This is a genomic window from Novosphingobium sp. ST904 (assembly GCF_001298105.1).
Lineage (GTDB): Bacteria > Pseudomonadota > Alphaproteobacteria > Sphingomonadales > Sphingomonadaceae > Novosphingobium.
Window position 1 is genome coordinate 1 of record NZ_LGJH01000095.1, and the last position, 20,119, is coordinate 20,119.

23 protein-coding genes and 2 pseudogenes are annotated in these 20,119 nt (G+C 58.6%); 11 read left to right on the forward strand and 14 right to left on the reverse strand.

The features are described from left to right. Window positions 1-59 precede the first annotated feature (59 nt). Entirely contained in the window at window positions 60-326 is a 267-nt protein-coding gene (locus ADT71_RS02455) for a hypothetical protein (RefSeq protein ID WP_132469641.1), read from the reverse strand. A 97-nt stretch (window positions 327-423) separates the two neighbouring features. On the opposite strand from ADT71_RS02455, the pseudogene ADT71_RS35395 reads away from it, so the two are divergent. From ADT71_RS35395 to ADT71_RS32630, 4 genes and pseudogenes are all read left to right on the forward strand, one after another. Further along, window positions 424-573, forward strand: a pseudogene (locus ADT71_RS35395) (SDR family oxidoreductase); the annotation flags it as partial. Between the two features lie 194 nt (window positions 574-767). After that, the gene (locus ADT71_RS02460) at window positions 768-2,510 is read left to right on the forward strand and encodes an MBL fold metallo-hydrolase (protein WP_231635501.1); all 1,743 of its coding nucleotides are present in this window, start codon (window positions 768-770) and stop codon (window positions 2,508-2,510) included. After that, window positions 2,510-3,073, forward strand: a complete 564-nt coding sequence (locus tag ADT71_RS31050) for a CHAT domain-containing protein (protein WP_156336420.1) — start codon at window positions 2,510-2,512, stop codon at window positions 3,071-3,073. The genes ADT71_RS02460 and ADT71_RS31050 overlap by 1 nt, the downstream gene beginning before the upstream one ends. A 13-nt stretch (window positions 3,074-3,086) precedes the next feature. After that, a complete protein-coding gene (locus ADT71_RS32630; protein WP_132469643.1) occupies window positions 3,087-3,389 on the forward strand; it encodes a hypothetical protein in 303 nt (100 codons plus the stop codon). A gap of 11 nt (window positions 3,390-3,400) precedes the next feature. Here ADT71_RS32630 and ADT71_RS02465 read toward each other — a convergent pair whose 3' ends face one another. The 7 genes from ADT71_RS02465 to ADT71_RS02490 all read right to left on the reverse strand — a co-directional run bounded on the left by ADT71_RS02465 (window position 3,401) and on the right by ADT71_RS02490 (window position 9,985). Then, window positions 3,401-5,902 carry a S8 family peptidase gene (locus ADT71_RS02465; RefSeq protein ID WP_082370110.1) on the reverse strand — a complete coding sequence of 834 codons (2,502 nt, stop codon included), beginning with the start codon at window positions 5,900-5,902 and terminating at the stop codon, window positions 3,401-3,403. Window positions 5,903-5,940: 38 nt separating this feature from the next. Continuing rightward, window positions 5,941-6,933 (reverse strand): AAA family ATPase, encoded by a 993-nt coding sequence (locus tag ADT71_RS02470; protein WP_054434790.1) that lies wholly within the window; start codon window positions 6,931-6,933, stop codon window positions 5,941-5,943. Beyond that, a complete protein-coding gene (locus ADT71_RS31055) occupies window positions 6,930-7,211 on the reverse strand; it encodes a hypothetical protein (RefSeq protein WP_132469644.1) in 282 nt (93 codons plus the stop codon). Before ADT71_RS31055 ends, ADT71_RS02470 begins: the two co-directional genes overlap by 4 nt. Window positions 7,212-7,541: 330 nt before the next feature. Next, entirely contained in the window at window positions 7,542-7,871 is a 330-nt protein-coding gene (locus ADT71_RS02475) for a hypothetical protein (RefSeq protein ID WP_054434791.1), read from the reverse strand. Beyond that, a complete protein-coding gene (locus tag ADT71_RS02480) occupies window positions 7,868-8,278 on the reverse strand; it encodes a hypothetical protein (RefSeq protein WP_054434793.1) in 411 nt (136 codons plus the stop codon). Before ADT71_RS02480 ends, ADT71_RS02475 begins: the two co-directional genes overlap by 4 nt. Continuing rightward, window positions 8,265-8,978 (reverse strand): HNH endonuclease signature motif containing protein, encoded by a 714-nt coding sequence (locus ADT71_RS02485; RefSeq protein WP_054434795.1) that lies wholly within the window; start codon window positions 8,976-8,978, stop codon window positions 8,265-8,267. Before ADT71_RS02485 ends, ADT71_RS02480 begins: the two co-directional genes overlap by 14 nt. 569 nt (window positions 8,979-9,547) lie before the next feature. Further along, the gene (locus tag ADT71_RS02490) at window positions 9,548-9,985 is read right to left on the reverse strand and encodes a MucR family transcriptional regulator (RefSeq protein WP_054434797.1); all 438 of its coding nucleotides are present in this window, start codon (window positions 9,983-9,985) and stop codon (window positions 9,548-9,550) included. Window positions 9,986-10,430: 445 nt separating this feature from the next. Between ADT71_RS02490 and ADT71_RS32635 the strand changes: the two genes are divergently transcribed. After that, complete coding sequence (locus ADT71_RS32635) at window positions 10,431-10,583, forward strand: excalibur calcium-binding domain-containing protein (protein ID WP_231635498.1); 153 nt, start codon at window positions 10,431-10,433, stop codon at window positions 10,581-10,583. Between the two features lie 837 nt (window positions 10,584-11,420). After that, complete coding sequence (locus ADT71_RS02500) at window positions 11,421-12,476, forward strand: hypothetical protein (protein WP_054434802.1); 1,056 nt, start codon at window positions 11,421-11,423, stop codon at window positions 12,474-12,476. A 50-nt stretch (window positions 12,477-12,526) separates the two neighbouring features. Here ADT71_RS02500 and ADT71_RS02505 read toward each other — a convergent pair whose 3' ends face one another. Continuing rightward, entirely contained in the window at window positions 12,527-12,946 is a 420-nt protein-coding gene (locus ADT71_RS02505; protein WP_054434804.1) for an SOS response-associated peptidase family protein, read from the reverse strand. 144 nt (window positions 12,947-13,090) lie between these two features. On the opposite strand from ADT71_RS02505, the pseudogene ADT71_RS32640 reads away from it, so the two are divergent. After that, a pseudogene (locus ADT71_RS32640) lies at window positions 13,091-13,174 on the forward strand (hypothetical protein); the annotation flags it as partial. 116 nt (window positions 13,175-13,290) lie between these two features. After that, window positions 13,291-13,386 (forward strand): excalibur calcium-binding domain-containing protein, encoded by a 96-nt coding sequence (locus ADT71_RS31880; RefSeq protein ID WP_231635499.1) that lies wholly within the window; start codon window positions 13,291-13,293, stop codon window positions 13,384-13,386. A 2-nt stretch (window positions 13,387-13,388) separates the two neighbouring features. Here the strand turns inward: ADT71_RS31880 and ADT71_RS02510 are convergent, their stop codons facing one another. Both ADT71_RS02510 and ADT71_RS02515 read right to left on the reverse strand, forming a co-directional pair. Next, complete coding sequence (locus ADT71_RS02510) at window positions 13,389-14,063, reverse strand: hypothetical protein (RefSeq protein ID WP_156336422.1); 675 nt, start codon at window positions 14,061-14,063, stop codon at window positions 13,389-13,391. 202 nt (window positions 14,064-14,265) lie between these two features. Beyond that, window positions 14,266-15,282 (reverse strand): YiiX/YebB-like N1pC/P60 family cysteine hydrolase, encoded by a 1,017-nt coding sequence (locus ADT71_RS02515; RefSeq protein ID WP_082370112.1) that lies wholly within the window; start codon window positions 15,280-15,282, stop codon window positions 14,266-14,268. 274 nt (window positions 15,283-15,556) lie between these two features. Between ADT71_RS02515 and ADT71_RS02520 the strand changes: the two genes are divergently transcribed. From ADT71_RS02520 to ADT71_RS02530, 3 genes are all read left to right on the forward strand, one after another. Beyond that, window positions 15,557-16,195, forward strand: a complete 639-nt coding sequence (locus ADT71_RS02520; protein WP_054434811.1) for an N-acetyltransferase — start codon at window positions 15,557-15,559, stop codon at window positions 16,193-16,195. A 484-nt stretch (window positions 16,196-16,679) separates the two neighbouring features. Further along, window positions 16,680-17,207, forward strand: a complete 528-nt coding sequence (locus ADT71_RS02525) for a peptidyl-prolyl cis-trans isomerase (RefSeq protein WP_054434813.1) — start codon at window positions 16,680-16,682, stop codon at window positions 17,205-17,207. Beyond that, window positions 17,191-18,189, forward strand: a complete 999-nt coding sequence (locus ADT71_RS02530; RefSeq protein ID WP_054434815.1) for a HupE/UreJ family protein — start codon at window positions 17,191-17,193, stop codon at window positions 18,187-18,189. Before ADT71_RS02525 ends, ADT71_RS02530 begins: the two co-directional genes overlap by 17 nt. A gap of 67 nt (window positions 18,190-18,256) precedes the next feature. Here ADT71_RS02530 and ADT71_RS02535 read toward each other — a convergent pair whose 3' ends face one another. The 3 genes from ADT71_RS02535 to ADT71_RS02545 all read right to left on the reverse strand — a co-directional run. Then, window positions 18,257-18,607, reverse strand: coding sequence for an arginase family protein (locus ADT71_RS02535; protein WP_231635500.1), 351 nt, complete (start codon window positions 18,605-18,607; stop codon window positions 18,257-18,259). Further along, window positions 18,556-19,641 carry an arginase family protein gene (locus ADT71_RS02540; RefSeq protein WP_054434819.1) on the reverse strand — a complete coding sequence of 362 codons (1,086 nt, stop codon included), beginning with the start codon at window positions 19,639-19,641 and terminating at the stop codon, window positions 18,556-18,558. The genes ADT71_RS02535 and ADT71_RS02540 overlap by 52 nt, the downstream gene beginning before the upstream one ends. A gap of 13 nt (window positions 19,642-19,654) precedes the next feature. Then, the coding region (locus ADT71_RS02545; RefSeq protein ID WP_197282892.1) for an arginase family protein at window positions 19,655-20,119 on the reverse strand (465 nt) is incomplete at its 5' end.

The following is a 20,119-nucleotide window of genomic DNA, read 5'->3' on the forward strand; positions in this document are numbered from 1 at the left end:
TCTGCTCGTCCGTAAGCCAATACAGGTCGCTCATGCTCAGTCTCCTTGGGGAGCCTGAATCACATCATCGCAGGCCTATCAATGGGTCCTGAGCCTAGGCCATCCATGCCTTGGTCGATTGACGCGAGAGCAGCGTCGTAATCGACTGCAACGGTGACACCCTCGAGCAAGCTGAGATCAAAAAACGAGCCCATTATTCCAACATACTCGACGACGACATGGCCAAGCTTTTCGGCAGCTTCCCCGTTGGTGAATCCGCGAACGCGAACTTGGGCACTTTCAGGAACTGTTGTTGGAGGCAAATTATCCCAGTCAATCTCTTCCAATTTGGCTCGCCTTTTAAAGAATAAGGGGATGAGCCCTAAGTGAAGGTCCGTCAATTTACAATGCACTCAAAGATCGAGCGGCCCCCACCGGGTATTTAGTGCTGCTCTGGCTCGTCATCCTTGGAGTCTCCGGGACCAGGGGCGTAGGAGATCGCTTAGGAGGCCGGTGGCATTTCTCACCAGCGACGACGCCCGTTTCGTTACCGGTCAGACCATCGCAGTCGATGGCGGCTTGATGAAACTCTGATGTGAAAGGGACGTCCCGGGGCAAGTTGCGCCGGACGTATTTCCGAATTTGACGTTTCAGGAAAGCGCAGCAACATAACCTGACATGGTTCGTGCCTCGCTATATATCTGATGGCACCAAATTCGAGATGATGAGGCGGCTAAGATCGTCGTACAAGAGCGCGTATGGGGGAAGTTGGACGAATGCACGTGGCTATGCTCGACATGGGCAACCGCAAGTACGGAGATTGCACCTACTGCGAAATCGACGGCAAACGAATTTTGATCGACGGCGCCCACAAGGGAGACGAAGCCTGCTCCACGCGGATGCCAGCATCGCTTCCGGATCAGCTCAAGGAGCTGACTGGCAATGATGCGCCATATGATTTCGATCTTATCGTTATTACGCATTGCCACTCCGACCACATCGGGTGCATCCCGGAATTGGTCGCTGGCGGCACGATCCGTGCGAAGTGGGCGTTGCTCGCAGACGCCCGAATGGGATTTGGCGTTCCTCTCGAGGAAGAATTCCCGTGCCGACCGACCACGCCGCTCGAAAGAGTAACTGCCGCTCTCCAAGAGGAAACTCTTCCAGACTCCGCGACCACGGAAGAAGTGCGCGCGCTAATCGATACCGCCGCAACCCTACAGGAGCGCTATGCAAAATTGCTGACGGATCTCGAAGATTGCGGGACGGTTGTCGTTCAATATGGCCGGGATCCGCACTACCGCCTGGAGAAGGCTTTTGAAGGTTGTGGCTTCAAGATCCTGGGTCCTGAGGTTGATCAACTATTATTATGCGCGGACCGGATTGAGCGCGAACGACGCAAGAAGTTGGTACTTCCGGATGCGGTCACTGACCAAGGTGATGAGGTTGAGATCTACCGATTTCTGGCTAAGCGCCTGCTTCCCGACGGGGGGCTGGAAGACGGAGCAACAGGTGCGGCGCTCAATAATCAGAGCATCGTTCTAAGGATCGGTACTGGACCACGCGCGGTGCTCCTTACCGGCGATATGCAATTTGCCGCCCCTGGAATTGGTGGGCTGAGGCAGCGCATGGTGGCGCTCCGCAACAGCGTCAGTAATGCCGGGCCCTACGCCTTTGTGCGATTGTCCCATCACGGCGCTGCCAACGGGACTGACAATGCGTTTCTCGACGCAGTGCACGAGACCAGCCGCTTCGGAATTAGCACCGGCGCCGGTGATCCCGGCCACCCTTCGGAAAAGGTGCTTAAGCTGTTGAGTGATCGCTCCAGCCAGATCGAATGGGCGAGGACTGATCGAAACGGCTTGGTTTCCTTGCGCCTTGATTCCGAGGACCCGCGCTTCGAAATCGCACGCGGAGAGCTCTCAGATGCAGGTGTCGACAAGATCAAGCCGGCTTCTTCGAAAGCACCCGCCAAGCGCCCCCGTCATCGGCGAGTGCCGCCGACGCCCCAGCCCAGTCCCGGGGCGTCTCGGTTAGCGGGCTTGCCCCGACTGACTTTTGTAACCCACGAAGCGCGTTTAAAAGCGCGCATCGGAGGCGCTGCGGATCAGTCATTTGATTTGATACGCGCGAGTGGCCATCAGCTTGTTGATCTGGTCACTGACATGACACCGTTCGACGTCGCTCGCCTTGCCAGTGGTTCTGCGGGTGTCGTCATCCTCGGAGGTTACAGTGTCATCCCGGCCCTTTCCGTGGATACGCTTCCTCCGCGTATTCGGCGGCAAATCGAGAACGCAAGACATGCGGACCCCGACAATTATGTTGTTTGGAGCGATGATCCTTATGGCGATCTAGCAGGTCGCGGTGCTCCGGATTTGCCTGTGTCCCGCATTCCTGATGGAGGGTGCGGAGCAGGTTTTTTGAATGCGTGGCGGCGGTGGCGAAAAAAGATAAGCCCGCGTTCGGCCTGCGGAATTTTCGGCGGCCATTTGCGGACAATATCTTCGCAGATATCGCGCCAGGGGGAGTGATGCATCAGTCCGAGCCAACGCTTTCAGGACATGTGCTTCCCGAGGAAATCGACGCCCGATACGTATATCTAATGCTGCATGGTCTTTCCGAGGATGCTCGTTTCTTCTGGGGAGAGACGATGGAGGCCGATGACAGTTACGGGTCACTCGTTCCGGCGTTGAGCCTTTCAGATATCCCGTCTGCCACGAATGCGATCGTCTTTTCCGGATGCTGCCACGGCGCACTGATTACCGACACATTGGCAGCCGAGTGGGATAGTGAAGAGATTACGGATCGACTCAGTTCTGCGTCGCTGGCGACGGCGTTTGTTCATGCAGGTGCTCGCGCTTTCGTGGGTGCAACGGGATTACACTATTCCCCTCCCCTTCCCCCATACGCCACGGCTGCGGGGCCGCTTCATCGAAAATTCTGGGGGAATATCCTGAACGGGCAGCCTCCAGCGGCCGCCTTAAAGCAAGCGAAGGTCGATTATATTTTAGATATGTCCGACGAAGGTGCTACATTGTCGCCCGCCGAATATAAGACGTGGCGGCAATTCACCTGTCTAGGTCTAGGCTGGTGAGAGGGAGGCGACCGTGTCAAAAACAGTCAAAGAGATCGCTGAGGAGGCATTGCCGGGTTGGAAAGTCGTAGCACGCGGCGAGCGTAGCGCCGTGTCGCCTCGAGTGAAGGCCCAATATGTCACTCCCGATATAGCGGAATTGCGGAAGCGGTATTTGGGCGACGAGTCGTCGCCTCAAGCCGGCCTCGTTCCCGCGTCAGTCCTGAATTCGGAAGACACCGAATTTGTCGAGATGCAGCCCAGCGGGAGCGCTTCGAAGGACCGCCGGCGCGTAGTAATTATCGCCGGCGGCAAAGCTGTCGCCGTGCAAGGCTGACGGCAACTCGCTTAGATTGTGATCAGTGTCGGGGCTGCAACAAGGTTCTTTGCAGCAACCTTGGACATTGCCTCGGCAGTGAGGTTAACATTCGTTTCCTGGGTACGCACCGAGACGATGACGCTGAAACGCACAGAACGGTGTTCGTAGCCGTCATTTTTGCGATCACCCCACCAGCCACGTACGGGGAAAACCGAAACGGCGTCCCGGCCCGCAAGGTCAAAAGCTTTTCCGGTCCAGATATCATGGTGGATAGTGCCCCGCCGCCGTTTGCGATCGCCTAGGCGCCAACCCGGATCACCAACAGTCGTGGCCAGACCAAACGTCTCCGCATCGGCGATATCTTCGATATCTTCCTCGCTCGCATATTGGTTGATCCGGCTAATAGCATCGAGATCGTCCTCGCCTGGGCGCCTGACGTCAAACCGCAAACGGTGAGAAGAGTATCGATCAGAGCGGTTCCGGCTTATCGCATGCGGATCGGGCTCCCCAAAATATGAGAGCGTGCAGCGAAGCTCGACCTCGGCCTGGTTGAGCGATTTCAGGATATCGGTCGGCCAGGGAAGCTTGAAGTACTTCATCTCACGGAGCGAGATGCGATTGTCCTGCAGCTTGTAGGGCTGCAGCTTATCCTCTGCGATCAGCGTCAGGGCGTCACCAGCACTCCGAAACAGCCTTTCCTCGTTGGGAATACCCCATCCGTAACATTGCAACATCGTTTCGAAAGCATCTTGCTTTGAAATGCCGAGGGTCTCGAGTTGTTTAGCGCGAGCGAGCATGGCAGGCGTCCACTCGGCGCAATGGACCATCAAGCCGCGCAGGGTTTCGGCTCTAAAATTTGGATATTGGGCTTGGAGCCGAGTTGCCAATCCGGCAGCTCGCGCTGTCGCGGCGCTGGTTTCGCCAGTCCATCCCAAGGGCTGATTTGGATAATTCTTATTCGTCGTGAGCAACAAAGTGTGATTGGTTGCGCGAGAGAAGAGCGGATCGTCGTCCAATATATGATTGCCGCCTTCCATGACGATGTCCGGCTTGTAGGCGTCGTGTTGTTCCCACGTTTGGCTTGTCCTCGACGACGGGCATAAGTCGCCAACGGGGGCGAAGCCTTGCCAAGCGTCCGATTGACGCTCTGTCGCTGCACCTACCGTCAATGCGTTCACAGCCTGCGCGGGAGATTCGAGGCGGTGCTCGGAATTGCGCATTTCATAGGCGCCAACCGGATAGCGCTTGTCGACCGTGGGTGGAACATTCCCCGCGGCGACGCAGATCAAACGGGATGCCTTGCCGTCGTTCCATGCAAGCCGATCGACCGCGGCGGAGAGCGCCGATTGCTGACCGTCGCTGAAATCGCCTGGCGCCGTCTGGGCCAAGCAGAAGATCCGGCTCGGGCCGCCCTGCGGAAGTAGGTTGACGGCGCGCACGATTGCCTCATGCCCGGGAACATGATCGGTGCCGTGGGGAGCAGTCACGACGACGCTCTCAAGCTGCGTGTACAGCTGCACAGGCAAGTTCGCCTCTATCTTGGCTTCCAGATCACCGTAGAGCGCGATGCCCGCCATATTTGTACCATGGCCATTGTGGTCATTCGCCGCCCAGGTCGCATCAATGGATCCGCAACGATCTGAAGGCAGCGCAATACTCAGCAGTGGGTTAGCGTGATTGACGCCGGTATCTAACACCGTAGTGACCGGAGAATCCGAGGAAGGCTCTAACAGCAAGTTGGTGAGCGCCTCGACGCTCTCCGTTCTGCCTTCGGGATCCAGATCGAGATATTCCGTTACGAATGAAGACGCATTGCGCAGTTCGACGACGGCCGCTGTACCGCGGATCAAGAGCTCGATATCTGTTCTAGTTGCCGCGAAGTTGTAGATCGCAACATCGACGAAAACGGTGGGTTCGCCACTCGTTGCAAGTCCGAGGCGGTCCAGATAGCGGTTGAAAAGATTTTGAGCGCCCAGGCGAACCCAGACCTCCCATTCCACGACCTGCTCTCCATCCGGAAGCATGTCCATTTGCCCCGTCCAAAGGTCGTCGACAGTCGCAAGGCGAAACGATGTGACCGTCTCGAACAGGTTGAAGCGGCGGGGACGTTTCCCCGATTTATGGCCCTCATATCTATCGAGGGCAGCGTGAAGGGCTTTTAGTTGCGCTTTCGTGATGAAGAAATTTGCCGACCTCTTCTCCTGCGACGCACTCCCTCGCTCCTTCAGGCTCAGCAGCTCAAGCCCCTGACTGTTCAGCTTCAGCGTGCCGACGCGCAACTGCTCGTCAACGCGGCCGATCGCCGTGACCGGAACTCCCCGTCTCTTATTCTCGACGCCAGCCAGCTTTTGGTCTTTGGCAAATTCCGTGATCTCTCCAGCGAGCGAGACGAGCTGCGTCCGCAATTTGGCAGCGTGCTCCTTTCGGTTCTCAACCGGGGAAGGAGGCGGTGACGAGTTCATGCCGCGCGATCGGAACTTTTTCGACGCCTGGCCGAGATTACGAAGGTGAATATGTGGATAGTCAGGCATCGCTGTCCCTCAATTGGTACAGCCAATAAGCCTAAACTTTATCTTTCTTCAATAGCGTGAATCGCGTGACGATCTCTAAGACTGCGAATTAATATATCCGTTGTCAGATCGCCTTGTTGATCTAATACTGCGTCGCGCGCCGCATCGTCTGCAGCAGCAGCCAGGTCCGCTTGGCTCAGACCAGCAGCCTCTTGATCGATAAGTTCCCATTTGAGATCGTCTCGTTCGAAAACGAGCAAATGGTGCCTCAGCACGGCACGCGCCTCTTCGACATTGGGCATTGCGTACGCGAACGCGCCCTGGAAACGCCGAAAGATCGCAGGATCGAGGAGCATTCGCAAGTTCGTCGCAGCAATGACGATGCTGCGTGATTTGTCTTCTTCGAGAAACTGAAGAAACGAAGTCAGAACGCGGCGAGCTTCGCCAACATCATTTTCGTTGCCCCGCGCGGTCGCTAGCGCGTCGACTTCATCGAAGAAATAGACTCCGCGGCTGTGATGCATCGAGTCAAATATCAGTCGGAGCTTTGCCGCACTCTCGCCCATGTACTTGTTGATCACGCCATCAAGCAGGATTGTGAAGAGCGGCATGGAGAGCTCGCCGGCAATTGCTGCCGCGGTCATAGTCTTTCCTGTCCCCGGGGGGCCGGAGAAGAGGAAACGCTTACGCGGGGCGAGGCCATGCGCTTCGAGTGCGGGTGCTTCCCGCTGTTCACGAACTATGCGTTCGATTTTCCGCCGAAGCTCAGCATTGAGAACCAGATCTGCGAGCCGCGTTTCCGGATATGTGACCTTTAGAAGGTTCGCCAGTTCACCTCTCGGCTTAGCCAGAGGAGTTGGCTGCAGTTGTGTCGAATTCTCGCGGGGATTCGCGCGGACATTTGCAAGCAGGTTATGGATGTCTTCGCCAACGCGATTCTTCCCCGCGCGCAATGCCTCGTTGGCTATTTCCTCCGCGATCGAGAGGAAGCGCTCATTATCGCCTACGGCATGGCTCCGTATCATTCCAATGATCTGCCTGGCGGTGGTCATCGTCGAATTTCCTGCTCGTCACCTCGATTAGTGCGCCCGTCGGACGTGTCCTGTAGCGCAGCCATCGCATCTGGGAGAAGAGTATAAAGTTTTTGCAGTATATGCAACAGCGTTTCACTATTTTCTAGTTTACGTCCGCTGCTACTTTTGGGCCGCCCCGCTGCTACTGCCAACGTCGCCGCTTCGAGGTTCGCCATGATCTTCAGCCGCGTCGTCCGCGCAAAAGCGCTTATTCCAAGACTGCGAGAAAGCGTGGCTGGATCGAGATCCAGAAGCATTGCGACGCGACGAACGGACCCCGCGCTCGAGACAAGGCCCTCGATCGTGCGTGCAAGTTCCAAATCTACAATTCGCGCTGGGCGTCCCATCCGCTCGCAATGGAGAACCGAGTTGCTGCAGTCAATATAATTGATGCATTTACTGCATAAACTCAGTGCGACCCTTGATAAAGCGGGACGGGTCGACGCCGATCAGCGACCGGCTGCAAGCGAGGGGCCTGGTATCGCAGGAGCGGATAATCGAATCTTGCGAGAGACGGCGACCTTGTGCCGCGGCTCGTCCGGTTCGACCGACAGGGCCTCATCCGAGGTAGGGTATCGCTCGGGCGTCTATGCAGCGCGCAAGATTTTATCGGCCGTTAGTCGATCGATTTCGGCGACCAACCCGTGCAGGCCGGCATCCAGGCGATCGTTGCGCAGGATTGCCAGCAGGCGAGCGCCGGATCTTTGAATGAAATTGAAGTGAGCCTCTTCGGTCACCGAGAGCATCGTCACATCGACGCTTCTGATGAGCTGTCCCAACCGAGCTTTGCACTCGATCGCGAAACGGCATGCCGCGACATCGCCGCTCGGATGAAGGATCAGGATGTCGATATCGTTGGAGCTGGCGGCATCGCTGAAGGCCGAGCCGAAACCGTAGATTGCCGCACTCAGCGTCACAGCCAGCCATTCTTTCTGAAAAGATCGGTTTCGCGTTTCGTCAGGTAATTCCAATAATCGTCCCGGTGGAGAGCACCCATCAGCTCGCCGATCTCGAACAGGCCGACGCTTTCGTCCCGGCAATATCGCTTCGCATCAGGCGAGTAGCCGCACCATGCCGAGTTGATGATTACGAGATCGAGATGCCCGAGCTTTCCTGTGGTTTCGATATAATCGGCAACGCCGAACGCGTAACACTCACAGATGAAGAGCCGTAGCACGTCGCCCCTTGTCCTGCGGAGACGATATACACCATCCCCTTCGGCCGTCAGCTCGGCGACCTTTTGGTGACGCGCCATCCGGTTTTCGAAGTAGTCATAATTGCCATAGTAGCTTGGCCACGGGAATTGATCGCTAAACCCCGGCATGGGCGGCCCTCCTCACCCAGTCATCGAATTCCGTCGGGAAACGCTTGACTGCAGCATAAGTAGTTTCGTCCTCAACCCAGCGCTCGTAGCTGCGCTCATGCAACTGGAAAGAAGCTACGATGGCCTGCTCGTCCGCTTCAAAATCTCCCGCAAAGTCATTTAGGAGTGCGGCAATCTTGCGGTTGTTGGGCACGATGACCGAGAGCCGTTCGGCCTTCCAAACGGCGTGCGCCGCCTCGTCATGCGGCCGCGAGCGCGCAAGTTCTGACGTTGGTCCGAATTGAGCCCAGGATTGCCTGCTTTCCTCGAGCAACGGAAGAATGCTGCGCGCGAGCTGCCCCTTGGTCGGCGAGCCTCCAAGGTCCAAAAGGTCCAAGATCCGGGCTTCATGCGCGGCCTTCATTTCGAGGAGCAGCTCGACTGGGTATGCAGCTTCGTTTTCCTTTCGGTCGATCAGCGTATGATGCGTCGGACATAGGAGAATGAGATTTCGATAATCGTCCCGCTCAGCGTCCGTCTGATCTGGGTTATGGCGATTGGAGCCCGGCTTATCGCCGCAGATATGCGCCATCTCGCCCAACGTATAAGGGGCGATCGGGCCGGCTTCGTGATAGCATAAACGCTCCCAGCAATCTGGGAATCCGCATCGGCCGCCCGCTGCAGCCCACAGAATTTTGACGGTTTTTGTGGTAATTCCCATGCGGCGAAGCGGCTATCACAGCGCGAGTATCATGTCATTGCTTGCGCATCGCAGGAACGGTCCAAAGATTACCCGCCACATAAACGCGCGTTCCGGCGACGAAGGGCATTGAAAGCGAGAAGATAGTTACCAGCTATAGAGTGACATGGCACCTCGTGTGCCAGCCTCGCCCGGAAGGCGAGGTCCCGCAGGCATCACTGCCCGCCGGTCCCCAGGAGGGGCCGGCCTCTCCTGGGTCTACAACCTAAGGAGATTTCAAATGAGTAACGACGACTACCTTCCGGAAGACCACGAGGCTGCAAAGGCAGTTTTCGCTGAAAAGGGGCCACTGGGATTAGTGGCTAGCCGCGGCTTCAGTTCTCAGAACTCGTGCTCCGCGTCACGTAGCGGAGGGTATCTGGCCTACCTCCCCCAAGTCCGTCATCGGAGATTAGCTTCGAGGAAGTAATAGATACCGCGTCATAAAGACTGGGCGCCTTCGTCAAGGGCCGGCGTTTCTAATGAAAACGCGGCCCAATTTCGTTGACCTGTCAGACGCGAGCGGTACCGCTCAACACGCGCCAGCCCTGCTATTTGCCGCTCTTGGTGCCGCGGGCCGCCGGTTTACGCCCACCACCTCGCCCTTTGGTTCCAAGGCCGATTTGCTTTGCGAGTGCGCGCCGAGTTTCGGCGTAGTTCGGCGCAACCATCGGATAATCTTTTGGCAGATTCCATTTCGCCCGGTATTCATCGGGCGTGATGCCATAGTGAGTCATCAGGTGGCGGCGAAGCATCTTTAACTTCTTCCCGTCCTCCAGGCAGACAATGTAATCCGGCTTGACCGATGAGCGTATCGAGACAGCCGGTTCCTGTTTGACCTCTGGCACGGCTGTGGCGCCAAGCGCCGACAATGCCTCATGCACCGATCGGATAACGAGCGGAATATCCGATATCGCAACGCTGTTATTGCTTACGTGCGCGGCGACAATGTCCGCGGTCAGCGTCACAAGCGTTTCGTTATCATCCATGTCCGTACCCTTCCAATCCAAAGACAGGCATTAGTTAGATAGCGAACCTTATATCGGCAAGCCTTAGATGGCGGGTTGGGGAAGGCTGCAGCAGATGTGCGGCCGCTGGCAGGACACAAACGGCGGCGCTCGATGCGTAAATCAATTTGAATACGTGCGGATCCGGACCAATCGCTCCCCGGCGATTTACGCGACTTTGATCACGCGTCATTTACCGATGGCAAGTATCGATAGTTTCATGAGAGAGCGAAGGCGCTACCATGAACCCCGGCGCTATGCCGCACAACGCCAAAGGCAAGGGCGACGTTCGTCGTCTGCCCCGGGATATCTGCTATCCGCCTGCCTTATAGGGGCTCTCGCTGGTGGAGGCTGGAGCCTTACCGATCCTGACCGGCGACAAGCGTTTGTTGCCAATGCGAGCGACGTAGCCGTCGAAGTCGGAATCATGCGTGAGCGCGCGCCGCAAGAGGGCGACTACTGGCGGCAATGTGACGATGCTCGCGCCGCGGGTACAGCTCCCGTCTATCGTGGAGAGCCAGGCTATCGCGACGGATTGGACGGCGACAGCGACGGTATTGCTTGTGAACCATATCGCTAACAGAACACGGATAGGAGAACCGGGTGTCGAAGCAAATGACGTCCACCTCGGCCGTTCAATGACCGCCGGCGATCTGGCCTCGCGACCAATGTTTGATTGCGAATTCTATTAGTCCGCTCGATAGTTGCAGTCGGACGGATCGAATTGGGGGATCGGTTTTGGGGTACCTTGGATATGCGAAGCTCGCGTGCGCGGCAGCCGCAATTGCCAGCCTGGCTGCAGGTTGCAGCAAAGCAGCAGACAACAACAGCCAGAACCCGTCTGCTGCAGATCCGACAATGGAGACGGCGCCGGCGTCTCTCGATGCGGAATCGGCGCCCACCGACGCTTCTCCTTCAGTGCCCGATCATAATTATGACGAAAAGCGCGGATGGACTTATTATTACGTCGCAGCTGTCTCGGACGAGGACCGCAAAAAGGGCCGCGCAGCTGGATCGGTGGTAGCGTACCAGTATCTCGGGAAGAATGAAGAAGGCCAGCATGTGCTGGCTTCCATGAATACTAATGGCACTGTAAGCCATCGGGCCTCTTGCGCATCGCCCTGCCGGATCATTGATATGAGCTACGGCGGGAACATCGCCTATTCGACTCAATCATCGGCGCGGCCTTCCAGGACGCAATGCGAGGAAAGCTGCAAGTGGCCGACTGGGCCAAGGATGAGGTCGTACCGTCTAGGCCCACTGCCGCGCTTGCGCCTGCACCGGACGCCGTCGGCCAGCCGCCGACCGAGGAACTTCCAGCCGATGAGCCTTGGGAGGAAGGAGAGCCATCCGCTGCGGAACCGTCAGCAAATTGATGGCTGAACTACAGGGCAGAAAAATTGGGAGTGGGCGCTCGATGAAATACACACAATGCGGGGGTGGACTATTGAAGATCGGGATTTTGGTCACGGCGATTCTCGCGGCAACGCCGAACAGCGCTCACGCAATGAATTGGTGCGGTCTATTAGACATCATCCCGCGAGAGCAGGGCGACTTTGAAAAGCTTTCTGGGTCTGTTGAAGCTTTAACTGGCTGCGGCAGCCAGCCGTCTGATAGCGCGCATCAAGCCATCTGGGCTTGCTCCGACGACACCGCGACCGAAGAGTATGAAGGCGTTCATATCAGCTTGTTCAGAGAGCCGGGAGAAGGCACATATCTCTTGGTTGCCGCCGCAGGTATCCGCAATCTCGATCGGTTAAGAAACTGCAGGGCCGGAGATATCCGGGACGGCGCTCGCTTCGCTGCCGGCAATGTCGCTTATCGCGACAGGATAATTTATCGCAACGCCCGATTGACGTTGACCTCCATAGTACCGGGCGGACCGTCCGCGATTATCAGCGACACCAAATTCATCGGCGAAGATCCTTTCGTTACGAGATTTTGGGAGCGCGTTTACGGCATCAATGTCGAGCCCTATCCATCGACTGAGGCTCGACTGGCCGGGCTGAGCCCAATCGCCAGTGACGCGCACGCCATCGTGGAAGCATTCAAGGCGCGAGGTTCAGCTCTGAAGAGTGCGGCAAATGTTGATGACGTTGCGCCTAAATGGTTGCTGTCGCCTCCTACCGGCCTTGCAGGTGTTACTGAGATCGCGATCGAGGGTTTTGCAAAACATCTTCACACCGCGCGATACTCGTTGGCGGGCACCGCCGATTATGAGCGCTACATCGGGATTCTTGATGCGGAATATGGCAAGTCAGAGCGACGGCCTAACGGCGATTGCACCTACCGAATTTGGGAGTCTGGTCAAATGGTGGTGCGCGGCGAGCACTGCACCAACGAAGGAAGTTCGATCCTTTTCGTGAATCGTGTCGCGAGCAATCAGCTGGACCAGTTCCTCACCAAGTTTGAGAAAGATAAGAAAAGAGGGGATGATCCACAGCAGCCTACCATTGATAAGGACAATCTCTAGGCTGCTTGCCGATTTCAATTGCCTTGCGTGACAGCGGCACGGTTCGCCGATCAGATCAGTGTTGGCCCCTCGTTCGATTTCCGCTTGAACCAAGATTCCTCGGTGCGATCGACAACAAGTCTGCCCGCAGGGTATTTTCGAACTAGAGCCAGTGCATCCTCATCGGGGCAGTTCACCCAAGCATGCTCGTCGGGATGCAATATGACCGGCATGCGATCGTGGATGTCGAACAATTCTTCCGTCGCGTCGACCATGACGCCCGTGTAGCAGTCACCCCATTCATCGGATGGGCGCCATAGTCCCGCCCATGCCGCGGTGGGCTGATCTTCGACGCTGATCCATGTGCGCGTCATCTTCCCCTTCGGCCCCTCCGCCTCTGCAAACGCGGTGAACGGGATCAGACAGCGTTGCGCGGGTGTCGCGAACCAATGTTTCCAAAAAGGCGTGAGCAGGTTGTCATCCTGCGCCATGGTTCGGAGCGGTTACGCCGCTCGCTGGGATCGGTACTGGCGCGGCCATCGGTGCAAATAGCCGAATGCGCTATCGCGGCCAAACTGGATGGTTGGGTCGACATTTTTAGATTTGAAAGGCAAACCACCTCCGGGGGAAATGGGATGCGCTTATTCGCAATTCTAGTTGGCATCGGCGCTGCAACCAGCGCCATCGCACATCCTGGCGGATTAGCTGCCGACGGCTGCCATAATGATAGAAAAAATGGTGGTCGACATGCCACCGCTCGCCGGGAGGATCGGCACCTCCGGCTGATCGCCCGCAGCGAGCGGTGGGCGGCGACATCTATTTCCCTAATTGCTCAGTGGCGCGTTCCGCCGGCGCTGCCCCGGTTCGCCGCGGCGCCCCGGGGTACGGAAGGCATCTAGACCGAGACGGCGATGGCGTGGGATGCGAATAAGCTCACTCGATAAAGTAATCTGGATATTCCCTGACAAGTAGCTTTCGCAGAGACGCCTCATCCGGCTCTCCAGGGCTGTCATAGGCATCCAGTCGAACGAACGCCGGCGCCGCGTCATCGTACATCGTGGGACCGAAGGTGGAGATGCCGAACCCGCGACGCTCGCCTGTGAAGTCCGCGAGAAGGCGGCCTTCCTGCTTGGTGAACTGTATCGGGATGACGTAAAAGGAGACTTGCTCATATCGGTCACCATTTTGCGCCACTCCTGAGCGCCAAATCCGGCGAAGCGGGACGTTCACGCCCCGCACATCGACGTAGACCGATTTCAGAGGCAGCTCGGCGGCGATCGCCGTCGACGTGACGAGTTGAATGACTGCGTGTTTGCCCAAGGCTTCGTATTCGATTGCATCGGCGGGGAGGCATAAGTCGAAGTCGATTGATCGCACCATATGCTTAGCCAAGCCCTGCAATGGATCCGCAGATTTGGCGAAAGCTGTGCCGAACGAACTTGCCGCAAGAACTATAGCTGTGACGATTAGGCGTGCCATCATTGGTATCCTCCCCTCCCTTCTTGAAGCAGTTGCAGATCGACTTCGCAACGCCTTGAACCAAGTCGGGCGGGCGACGAGACTATCGCCGATATTTCCTGAAAAATGGCCGATGTCGAACGCGAACAATTGTCAAACGTTTCCGCCAGATAACTTCTAGGACACTTCAGTTTTGGCCGATCTCTTGGCCGATTTTTCGCGTGCCTTTCGACCGTCACGCCCCTAGCAGCTTTTCACGATCGACGTGATCAACGATCGATAAGTATATCAATACCCCATGCATGCTCGTAGTAGACACCTCGCCGCCGAGATCGATCACGCCGGACAAATATCAGGCCGACGGCGAAACTTGGGCGGCGAGCCACTGCTGCACGGTGTCGACGTGTAGCTGATGAAGCGCTTCCAATGTATCATATAGTTCCGCCATCATATTGAAATAACGGCAGCCGGAGGCTTGCGCGAAGCCATGATAACCAGTTCGATTGATCTGATAACGATTGGGCTGGCTCGTCTCGTTTCGGAGGACGTCAAGGCAATACCCTGTCATGCCCTTCGGATGCTCGCGATGCATCAGGTTGATATCATACTGCCAAGGGTTCTTGGCCTTCTCGATTTGCCAAATTTCGAGATAGCCCGAGACCTTTAAGATGCGGCACAGTGCCGCATCATGTTCGGGATGCCGGACCAAATGCTCATTCAGATCGTCAAGATTTTCGATCGCGGGATCGAACCTCCGTGCGCCATCGAGGAGGTTGTTAGTGGCTTCATGCATCAGTTCCGGGATATCCACACGGCTTTCGAAGAAGGCGATCTCTTCGGGGGCGGCAACTACAGTCGCGTTCTTAAGCGGAGCAAGGAGCCTGCTCTTTTTCAGCTTGTCCGGGGAACAGAAGTTCGGTCTCGCGACCAGCTGAATTCCCGCAGCAGCGAAAGCTTGAGCGATCAGGCGCGAGCAAAATTGCTTACGGCTCGCTCGGCGCTGTCCTGGAAGGACCGCTCGCACCGCCTCTAACGCTGAGTAGCGCGCGCCGATCTTGCTGCGCAATTCCGCTTCGATCGTCCGGAGCTGCGCTGGCGACGGTGGGGTGCGCAGCCGCAGCGCGTATACCGGAAGATCGGCATCAAAAAACAGCCGCTGGGTGTTTGCCGAGCGCACTCCCCCCGGCCTTGCATCGATCACCGAGCGGTCCTCAATGTAGACCATGGCGTGCGAAATGTCGCTGAGCGTAAATGCGCGAATCGTCGAGCTTACTCCCCCTCGTTGGGTGACCAAGACGATGTCACCGGGCTGGAGAACCTCTTCGTTCAAACGCTTTAATTCTCCGTGTGAATTATTTATAATATTCATGAATATCCTTGTTGATAGATAGCAACCTCTGTCGAACTATCTTATACTTTATATTGATAATAATTTCACTAATTACTTTTACTCTACAAAATCTCTTCAGCTCGTTAGGCCGCGCCTTCAGTTTGGGCTGTGCGCGCGGCTTTCCCTTGATCGAGCGACATCGCTGATAAGGCGCACTCCAAACTGGATCGTTTTGTGGCGGGCACGCCTAAATATGATTGCAGCGGCGATCGCTCCCGTGCACCGCATTTCGTAGAGAGAATGAGGGGGAATTATGTTGAGGCTTTCCGATGCTATTCCGCGCGACGCCATTCGTGCGAAGATCGGTGACTTCGAGGAAAAGGTCACCGCAAATACGGCTGCGGAATACATCGAGCGCGATCCAACGGGCATGATGACGACGGGCCTATATGGATGGGATTATGCCGTGGCGCAGCAACTCGTCGATGACGACCAGGAGATTGGCGCGGTCTATCCCGCACGGCCTGATCTTTTCCCCGGCTTCCTCGATAAAAAGTGGGGGCGCCCTTTCTTGCAAGACGCCTTTGCCACCAAGTTGTACAGCCCAATCATGCCAGATTACCCGTTCGCGGTTATCGAACTCTGCCAGTGTTTTCCCGACGACCTTCACATTGCCGACGTCGAGCTTTCAGACATCCGACGCAAACTTGAACAGCCGCAAAACGGAATAGGAGCGCGTGGATATCATGGGCTAGGTGTTTTCGGCGACTTGCTTGATGGCGTTAAGATGGTAGCCAAAGAGCGTGGCCTGTCACGCATTTCTCTCATCGCAGCTTCGCCACAAGCGCATGCCGTGTTCGAACGCCACGGGTTTAAGGTCGGCGACGGTGCCCTGTCCGCGCTCGCGTACCAACAGCTCGGCTATAGCCACGCGATGCTTCTAAAGCTCTAGCCACGTAAGGTGCGATGGCGACGATTCAAAAAAGGCGGCCTAACAGGCCGCCAGTCTTGTGATGAAGGAACCCCTTCATCGGGTCGCACGCGCTGATACATCACGGCGATCAAGTCGCCACAGAAAATCGACCTTAGCTCGGCAGAACAGATCGCAGCTGATGCGGCCGCGCAACACGTCGTATCCACCGAAACTAACGCCCGCGTACACCTCTCGGTGAATTGCCAAACCTTGGCCGCGCCCTTGTCGAACTGTAAGCGTAATTGAAGTGCAGGCTGCAAATGAGCCGCTCAGCCATCCAGAATCTCGCGGCTGGCCTGCTAGACTGGCGGCTGTTCCAATTCCTGTTCGCGCGGCTCGTACCAAAATTGGCTAAAATCCGTCACTGAAGTCATTTCAAGCTTGCCTCACGGTCAAGGTAAGCTTGCCCTAGGGCATCACCCGCGAACTGCTGTTCCGCGACGCGCTGGACCGTAACCTGCACATGACCTCTCCCGAGGCGCGCGAGGTGCTGATCGACAAGGAGCGTTTCCTGATCGCAGGCGCCCCCGCCGAGCCGCGCGAGGCCGGTCTGGTGGATTTCTACGCAGAGAACCTGGCCCGCTACCAGGGCGAACCGCGCACCACGTTCTCGCAGGTGTTCCTCTCGGAAAAACCGCAGGATCCCGCCGCGCTGCTGAAAACGCTCAACCTTGGCGGCACGATCCGTTCGGACGAGTTCTGGCTGGGCCGCAGCTTCCCCGGATATGGCGACAGCATGGTGCGCGGCATCTTCGGGCAGAACTTCGTCACGGCACTGAAGGCCGCGCCGCAGGACCGCTGGATCGGCCCGCTGCAAAGCGCCCGAGGCTGGCATTTCGTGCGCGTGGAAAGCCGCGAGGCCGCCCGGCGCCGCTCTTACGCCATGGTCCGCGACCAGGTGCGGCAGGACTTCATGAACGCCCAGACGTCAACCGCGATCGACGGGGCGGTGGCGCGGCTCAAGGAGAAATACGATGTCGTGGAGGACTAGGTCCGCAGCGCTGCTGCTGGGCTGCGCGGCGCTGGCGCCGCAAGCGGCCATGGCCGACATCTTCCTGTCCGGCGACTATGCCCTGACCCGCGGCGAGGAGCCGGGCGAGTACGAATTCACCGCCGCCGTTCCCGAAACCGTGGCCTCTTCCAGCCCGCTCGTCTGGCCGGACGGATGCCGCCAGACCGGGATGACCCGCCACAGCGCGGGCGGTCGGGCGCAGTTCGGCTTCACCTTGCGCTGCAACCGCCAATTCCGGCCCTCCGACACCATCCGCACCCCGTGGAAAGTGGACGGCGGCCGCTTCGTCAGCAACGTGCTGGGCGTGCAGGTGGACCGCGCCCTCAGCCCGGAAAGCGGCGCCATCGTCGTGCCGGTCGGCGAGACCGCGGCCGGACCGCGTTCGCTGGGCGCGCTGGCGGCGGAATTCCTCGATCAGGGCCTGTGGCACATCCTCATGGGGTGGGACCACCTTGCCTTCGTGCTCTGCCTCGCGCTGCTGGCGCGCGGGCGGCAGCTCGTCACGCTGGTAAGCTGCTTCACGCTGGGCCACTCGATCTCGCTGGGCCTGGCCTTCTTCGACGTGATCCGCGCCCCGGTGCCGCCGGTGGAGGCGGCAATCGCGCTTTCCATCGTGTTCATGGCCCGCGAAGCGCTGGTCCTGGCGCGCGGCGGACAGGTCTTTTCGTTTCCCCGGCAATTGACGGTGATCTCATTGTTCGGCCTGCTCCACGGCCTCGGCTTCGCGACGGCGCTGGGCGAACTCGGTGTGCGCGAGGGGGAAAAGCTGGCCAGCCTCGCGTTCTTCAACCTGGGCGTGGAGATCGGGCAATTGCTGTTCGTCAGCGCGGTCCTGGCCAGCCTGGCGCTGCTGCGCACGGTTTCGCTGGCGGCCCCGGCGCGAACCGCAGCGCTTTACGGCGTGGGCGCGGTGGGCAGTTTCTGGATGTTCGAACGGGTGGCCGGCTTCGTGACGGCCTAGGCGGCGCGGACGCACGAATGGCCCCGTCACGGATATCGTCCGGGACGGGGCCTTTCGTGTCTCTTTCTTACCCCTTGCCCTGCTTGCGCAGCGCGATGCCGGAAAGGCAGGCGTGGAGGATGTAGTTCGCGCTCAACCGGCTGACATATGTGGTATCTAGGATCGGCGCGGTATCCAGCAGGTCGAAGCCGACGACATTGCTCTTCGTGCAGATCTCCCGGACCATGGGGATCGCCTCGCGCATGGAGATCCCGCCCGGCACCGGGCGGCCCGCCGCCGAGACTTCACCCGGATCGAGCACGCTCATGTCGAACGAGACGAAGACGTTCTTCGGCCCCGTGGCAAGACCCGAGACGATCTCCTGCGTCACCGCCTGCCATCCGCGCGCGGCGATCTCGGCGGTGGGCTTGATGCGCACGCCCGCCGCCTTGAGGCGCGCCTGCGTTTCCACGTCGGCATCGCGCCGCGCATGCCGACGTGGATCACGTCGGTGCCCTTGATGACCTTGTCCTGCATCAGGCGCGAAAGCGTCTGCGTGTCGGATATGAAGTGCGGATCGTCGAGCATGGCGTCGGGATGGGCATCGAACTGGACGACCGCGACATTGCCCGCGCCGTAGCTGTCGACCATTGCCGCCACATCCGGGTACATGAGCGTGTGGTCGCCGCCGACGATGAAGGGCTTCACGCCCGCAGCCGCCATTTCCGCGATCATCGAGCGCACATGATCCATGCTGCGATCAGGGGCCATGTAGTCGATCGCAAGGTCGCCATAGTCGGCCAGCGTCAGCACCAGTCCGGGATCGACCCCGCCATCGGCATCGGCGCCGACCAGACCGTCCATCCCGCGCAGCGCGACCGGCGCATGCTTGGCATCGCGCCAGCCGGACGAAAAGTCGAGCGGCACGCCGACGAAGGCGACCTCGACCTTGCCGGCCACCAGGTCTTCCTTGCGGATCGCCACCGGCGCATCCGCGAAAGTGGGCACGCCGGGCTTCTGGAACTGATAGCGCTTGAGGCTGAACGGGCCGGGCTCGCGCTGGACCTTGTCGAGGAAGGCGGGGCGAACGGTGGTGGTGGCGTTCCAGCCGCGCGCCATGGGGTTGAGCGCGATTTCCGCCGGATCGACGCCGGGCTGGAACTTCGCCGCCTGCACCATGTCCATCAGCGCCTTCACATAGGCGGCGCGGTCTTCGGCTGAACGCGGCGCCAGCGCGGTACGGAGCTTTTCAGGCGTGAGGCCGAGATGGGCGAGCGTCCTGCCGTCGGCCACGAAGGCGCGCTGGTCGGCAGGCAGCGTGGCGATCGGGTCGGCGGCCGGTGCGGCCATCTGTGCCTGTGCCTGTGCCTGTGCCTGTGCCTGTGCCTGTGCCTGTGCCTGCACCGGGGCAGCGGCGGAAAGCGCCAGAAGGCAGGTCCCCGCGAGCGCGGCGAAAAGGGTCTTGCGTGCCATGGTCAGATCTTCCTTACGAACGACCGCGCGCGTCCTGCACGGACACGGGGCTGAAATAGCCGGGCTTGAGGCCCTTGCGGCGCATGGCGATGCCGGAAAGACAGGCGTTCAGCAGGTAATTGCTGTTGAGCGCGGTCTTGTAGCTGGTGTCGAGATAGGGGGCGACTTCGACGATATCGATGCCGGCGATGTCGTTCTCGGCACAGAGGCGGCGCATGATCGGCTGTGCCTCGCGCACGGTGAGGCCGCCGGGAACGGGGGTGCCGGTGCCGGGCATGAAGGCCGGGTCCAGCACGTCGACGTCGAACGAGATCCACAGCTTCTTGGTGTTCTGGCGCGCTTCGGCGAGCGCGGCCTTCATCACCTTGTCCCAGCCGTCCCGCTCCACTTCGACCATCGTGTGATAGCGCATGCCCTTGTTGCGCATCCAGCCGAAGGTTTCATGCCCTTGTTGCGCATCCAGCCGAAGGTTTCGAGG

What these genes read in the sequence shown, in the direction of transcription:
- ADT71_RS02490 (WP_054434797.1), bottom strand. Translation starts at nt 9,985, where the DNA reads ATGGATGATAACGAAACGCTTGTGACGCTGACCGCGGACATTGTCGCC.
- ADT71_RS02485 (WP_054434795.1), bottom strand. Translation starts at nt 8,978, where the DNA reads ATGGGAATTACCACAAAAACCGTCAAAATTCTGTGGGCTGCAGCGGGC.
- ADT71_RS02480 (WP_054434793.1), bottom strand. Translation starts at nt 8,278, where the DNA reads ATGCCGGGGTTTAGCGATCAATTCCCGTGGCCAAGCTACTATGGCAAT.
- ADT71_RS31055 (WP_132469644.1), bottom strand. Translation starts at nt 7,211, where the DNA reads ATGCTTCTGGATCTCGATCCAGCCACGCTTTCTCGCAGTCTTGGAATA.
- ADT71_RS02525 (WP_054434813.1), top strand. Translation starts at nt 16,680, where the DNA reads ATGACCTCTCCCGAGGCGCGCGAGGTGCTGATCGACAAGGAGCGTTTC.
- ADT71_RS02470 (WP_054434790.1), bottom strand. Translation starts at nt 6,933, where the DNA reads ATGACCACCGCCAGGCAGATCATTGGAATGATACGGAGCCATGCCGTA.
- ADT71_RS02530 (WP_054434815.1), top strand. Translation starts at nt 17,191, where the DNA reads ATGTCGTGGAGGACTAGGTCCGCAGCGCTGCTGCTGGGCTGCGCGGCG.
- ADT71_RS02465 (WP_082370110.1), bottom strand. Translation starts at nt 5,902, where the DNA reads ATGCCTGACTATCCACATATTCACCTTCGTAATCTCGGCCAGGCGTCG.
- ADT71_RS02540 (WP_054434819.1), bottom strand. Translation starts at nt 19,641, where the DNA reads ATGGCACGCAAGACCCTTTTCGCCGCGCTCGCGGGGACCTGCCTTCTG.
- ADT71_RS32635 (WP_231635498.1), top strand. Translation starts at nt 10,431, where the DNA reads ATGCGTGAGCGCGCGCCGCAAGAGGGCGACTACTGGCGGCAATGTGAC.
- ADT71_RS02515 (WP_082370112.1), bottom strand. Translation starts at nt 15,282, where the DNA reads ATGAATATTATAAATAATTCACACGGAGAATTAAAGCGTTTGAACGAA.
- ADT71_RS31050 (WP_156336420.1), top strand. Translation starts at nt 2,510, where the DNA reads ATGCATCAGTCCGAGCCAACGCTTTCAGGACATGTGCTTCCCGAGGAA.
- ADT71_RS02520 (WP_054434811.1), top strand. Translation starts at nt 15,557, where the DNA reads ATGTTGAGGCTTTCCGATGCTATTCCGCGCGACGCCATTCGTGCGAAG.
- ADT71_RS02505 (WP_054434804.1), bottom strand. Translation starts at nt 12,946, where the DNA reads ATGGCGCAGGATGACAACCTGCTCACGCCTTTTTGGAAACATTGGTTC.
- ADT71_RS02500 (WP_054434802.1), top strand. Translation starts at nt 11,421, where the DNA reads ATGAAATACACACAATGCGGGGGTGGACTATTGAAGATCGGGATTTTG.
- ADT71_RS02460 (WP_231635501.1), top strand. Translation starts at nt 768, where the DNA reads ATGCTCGACATGGGCAACCGCAAGTACGGAGATTGCACCTACTGCGAA.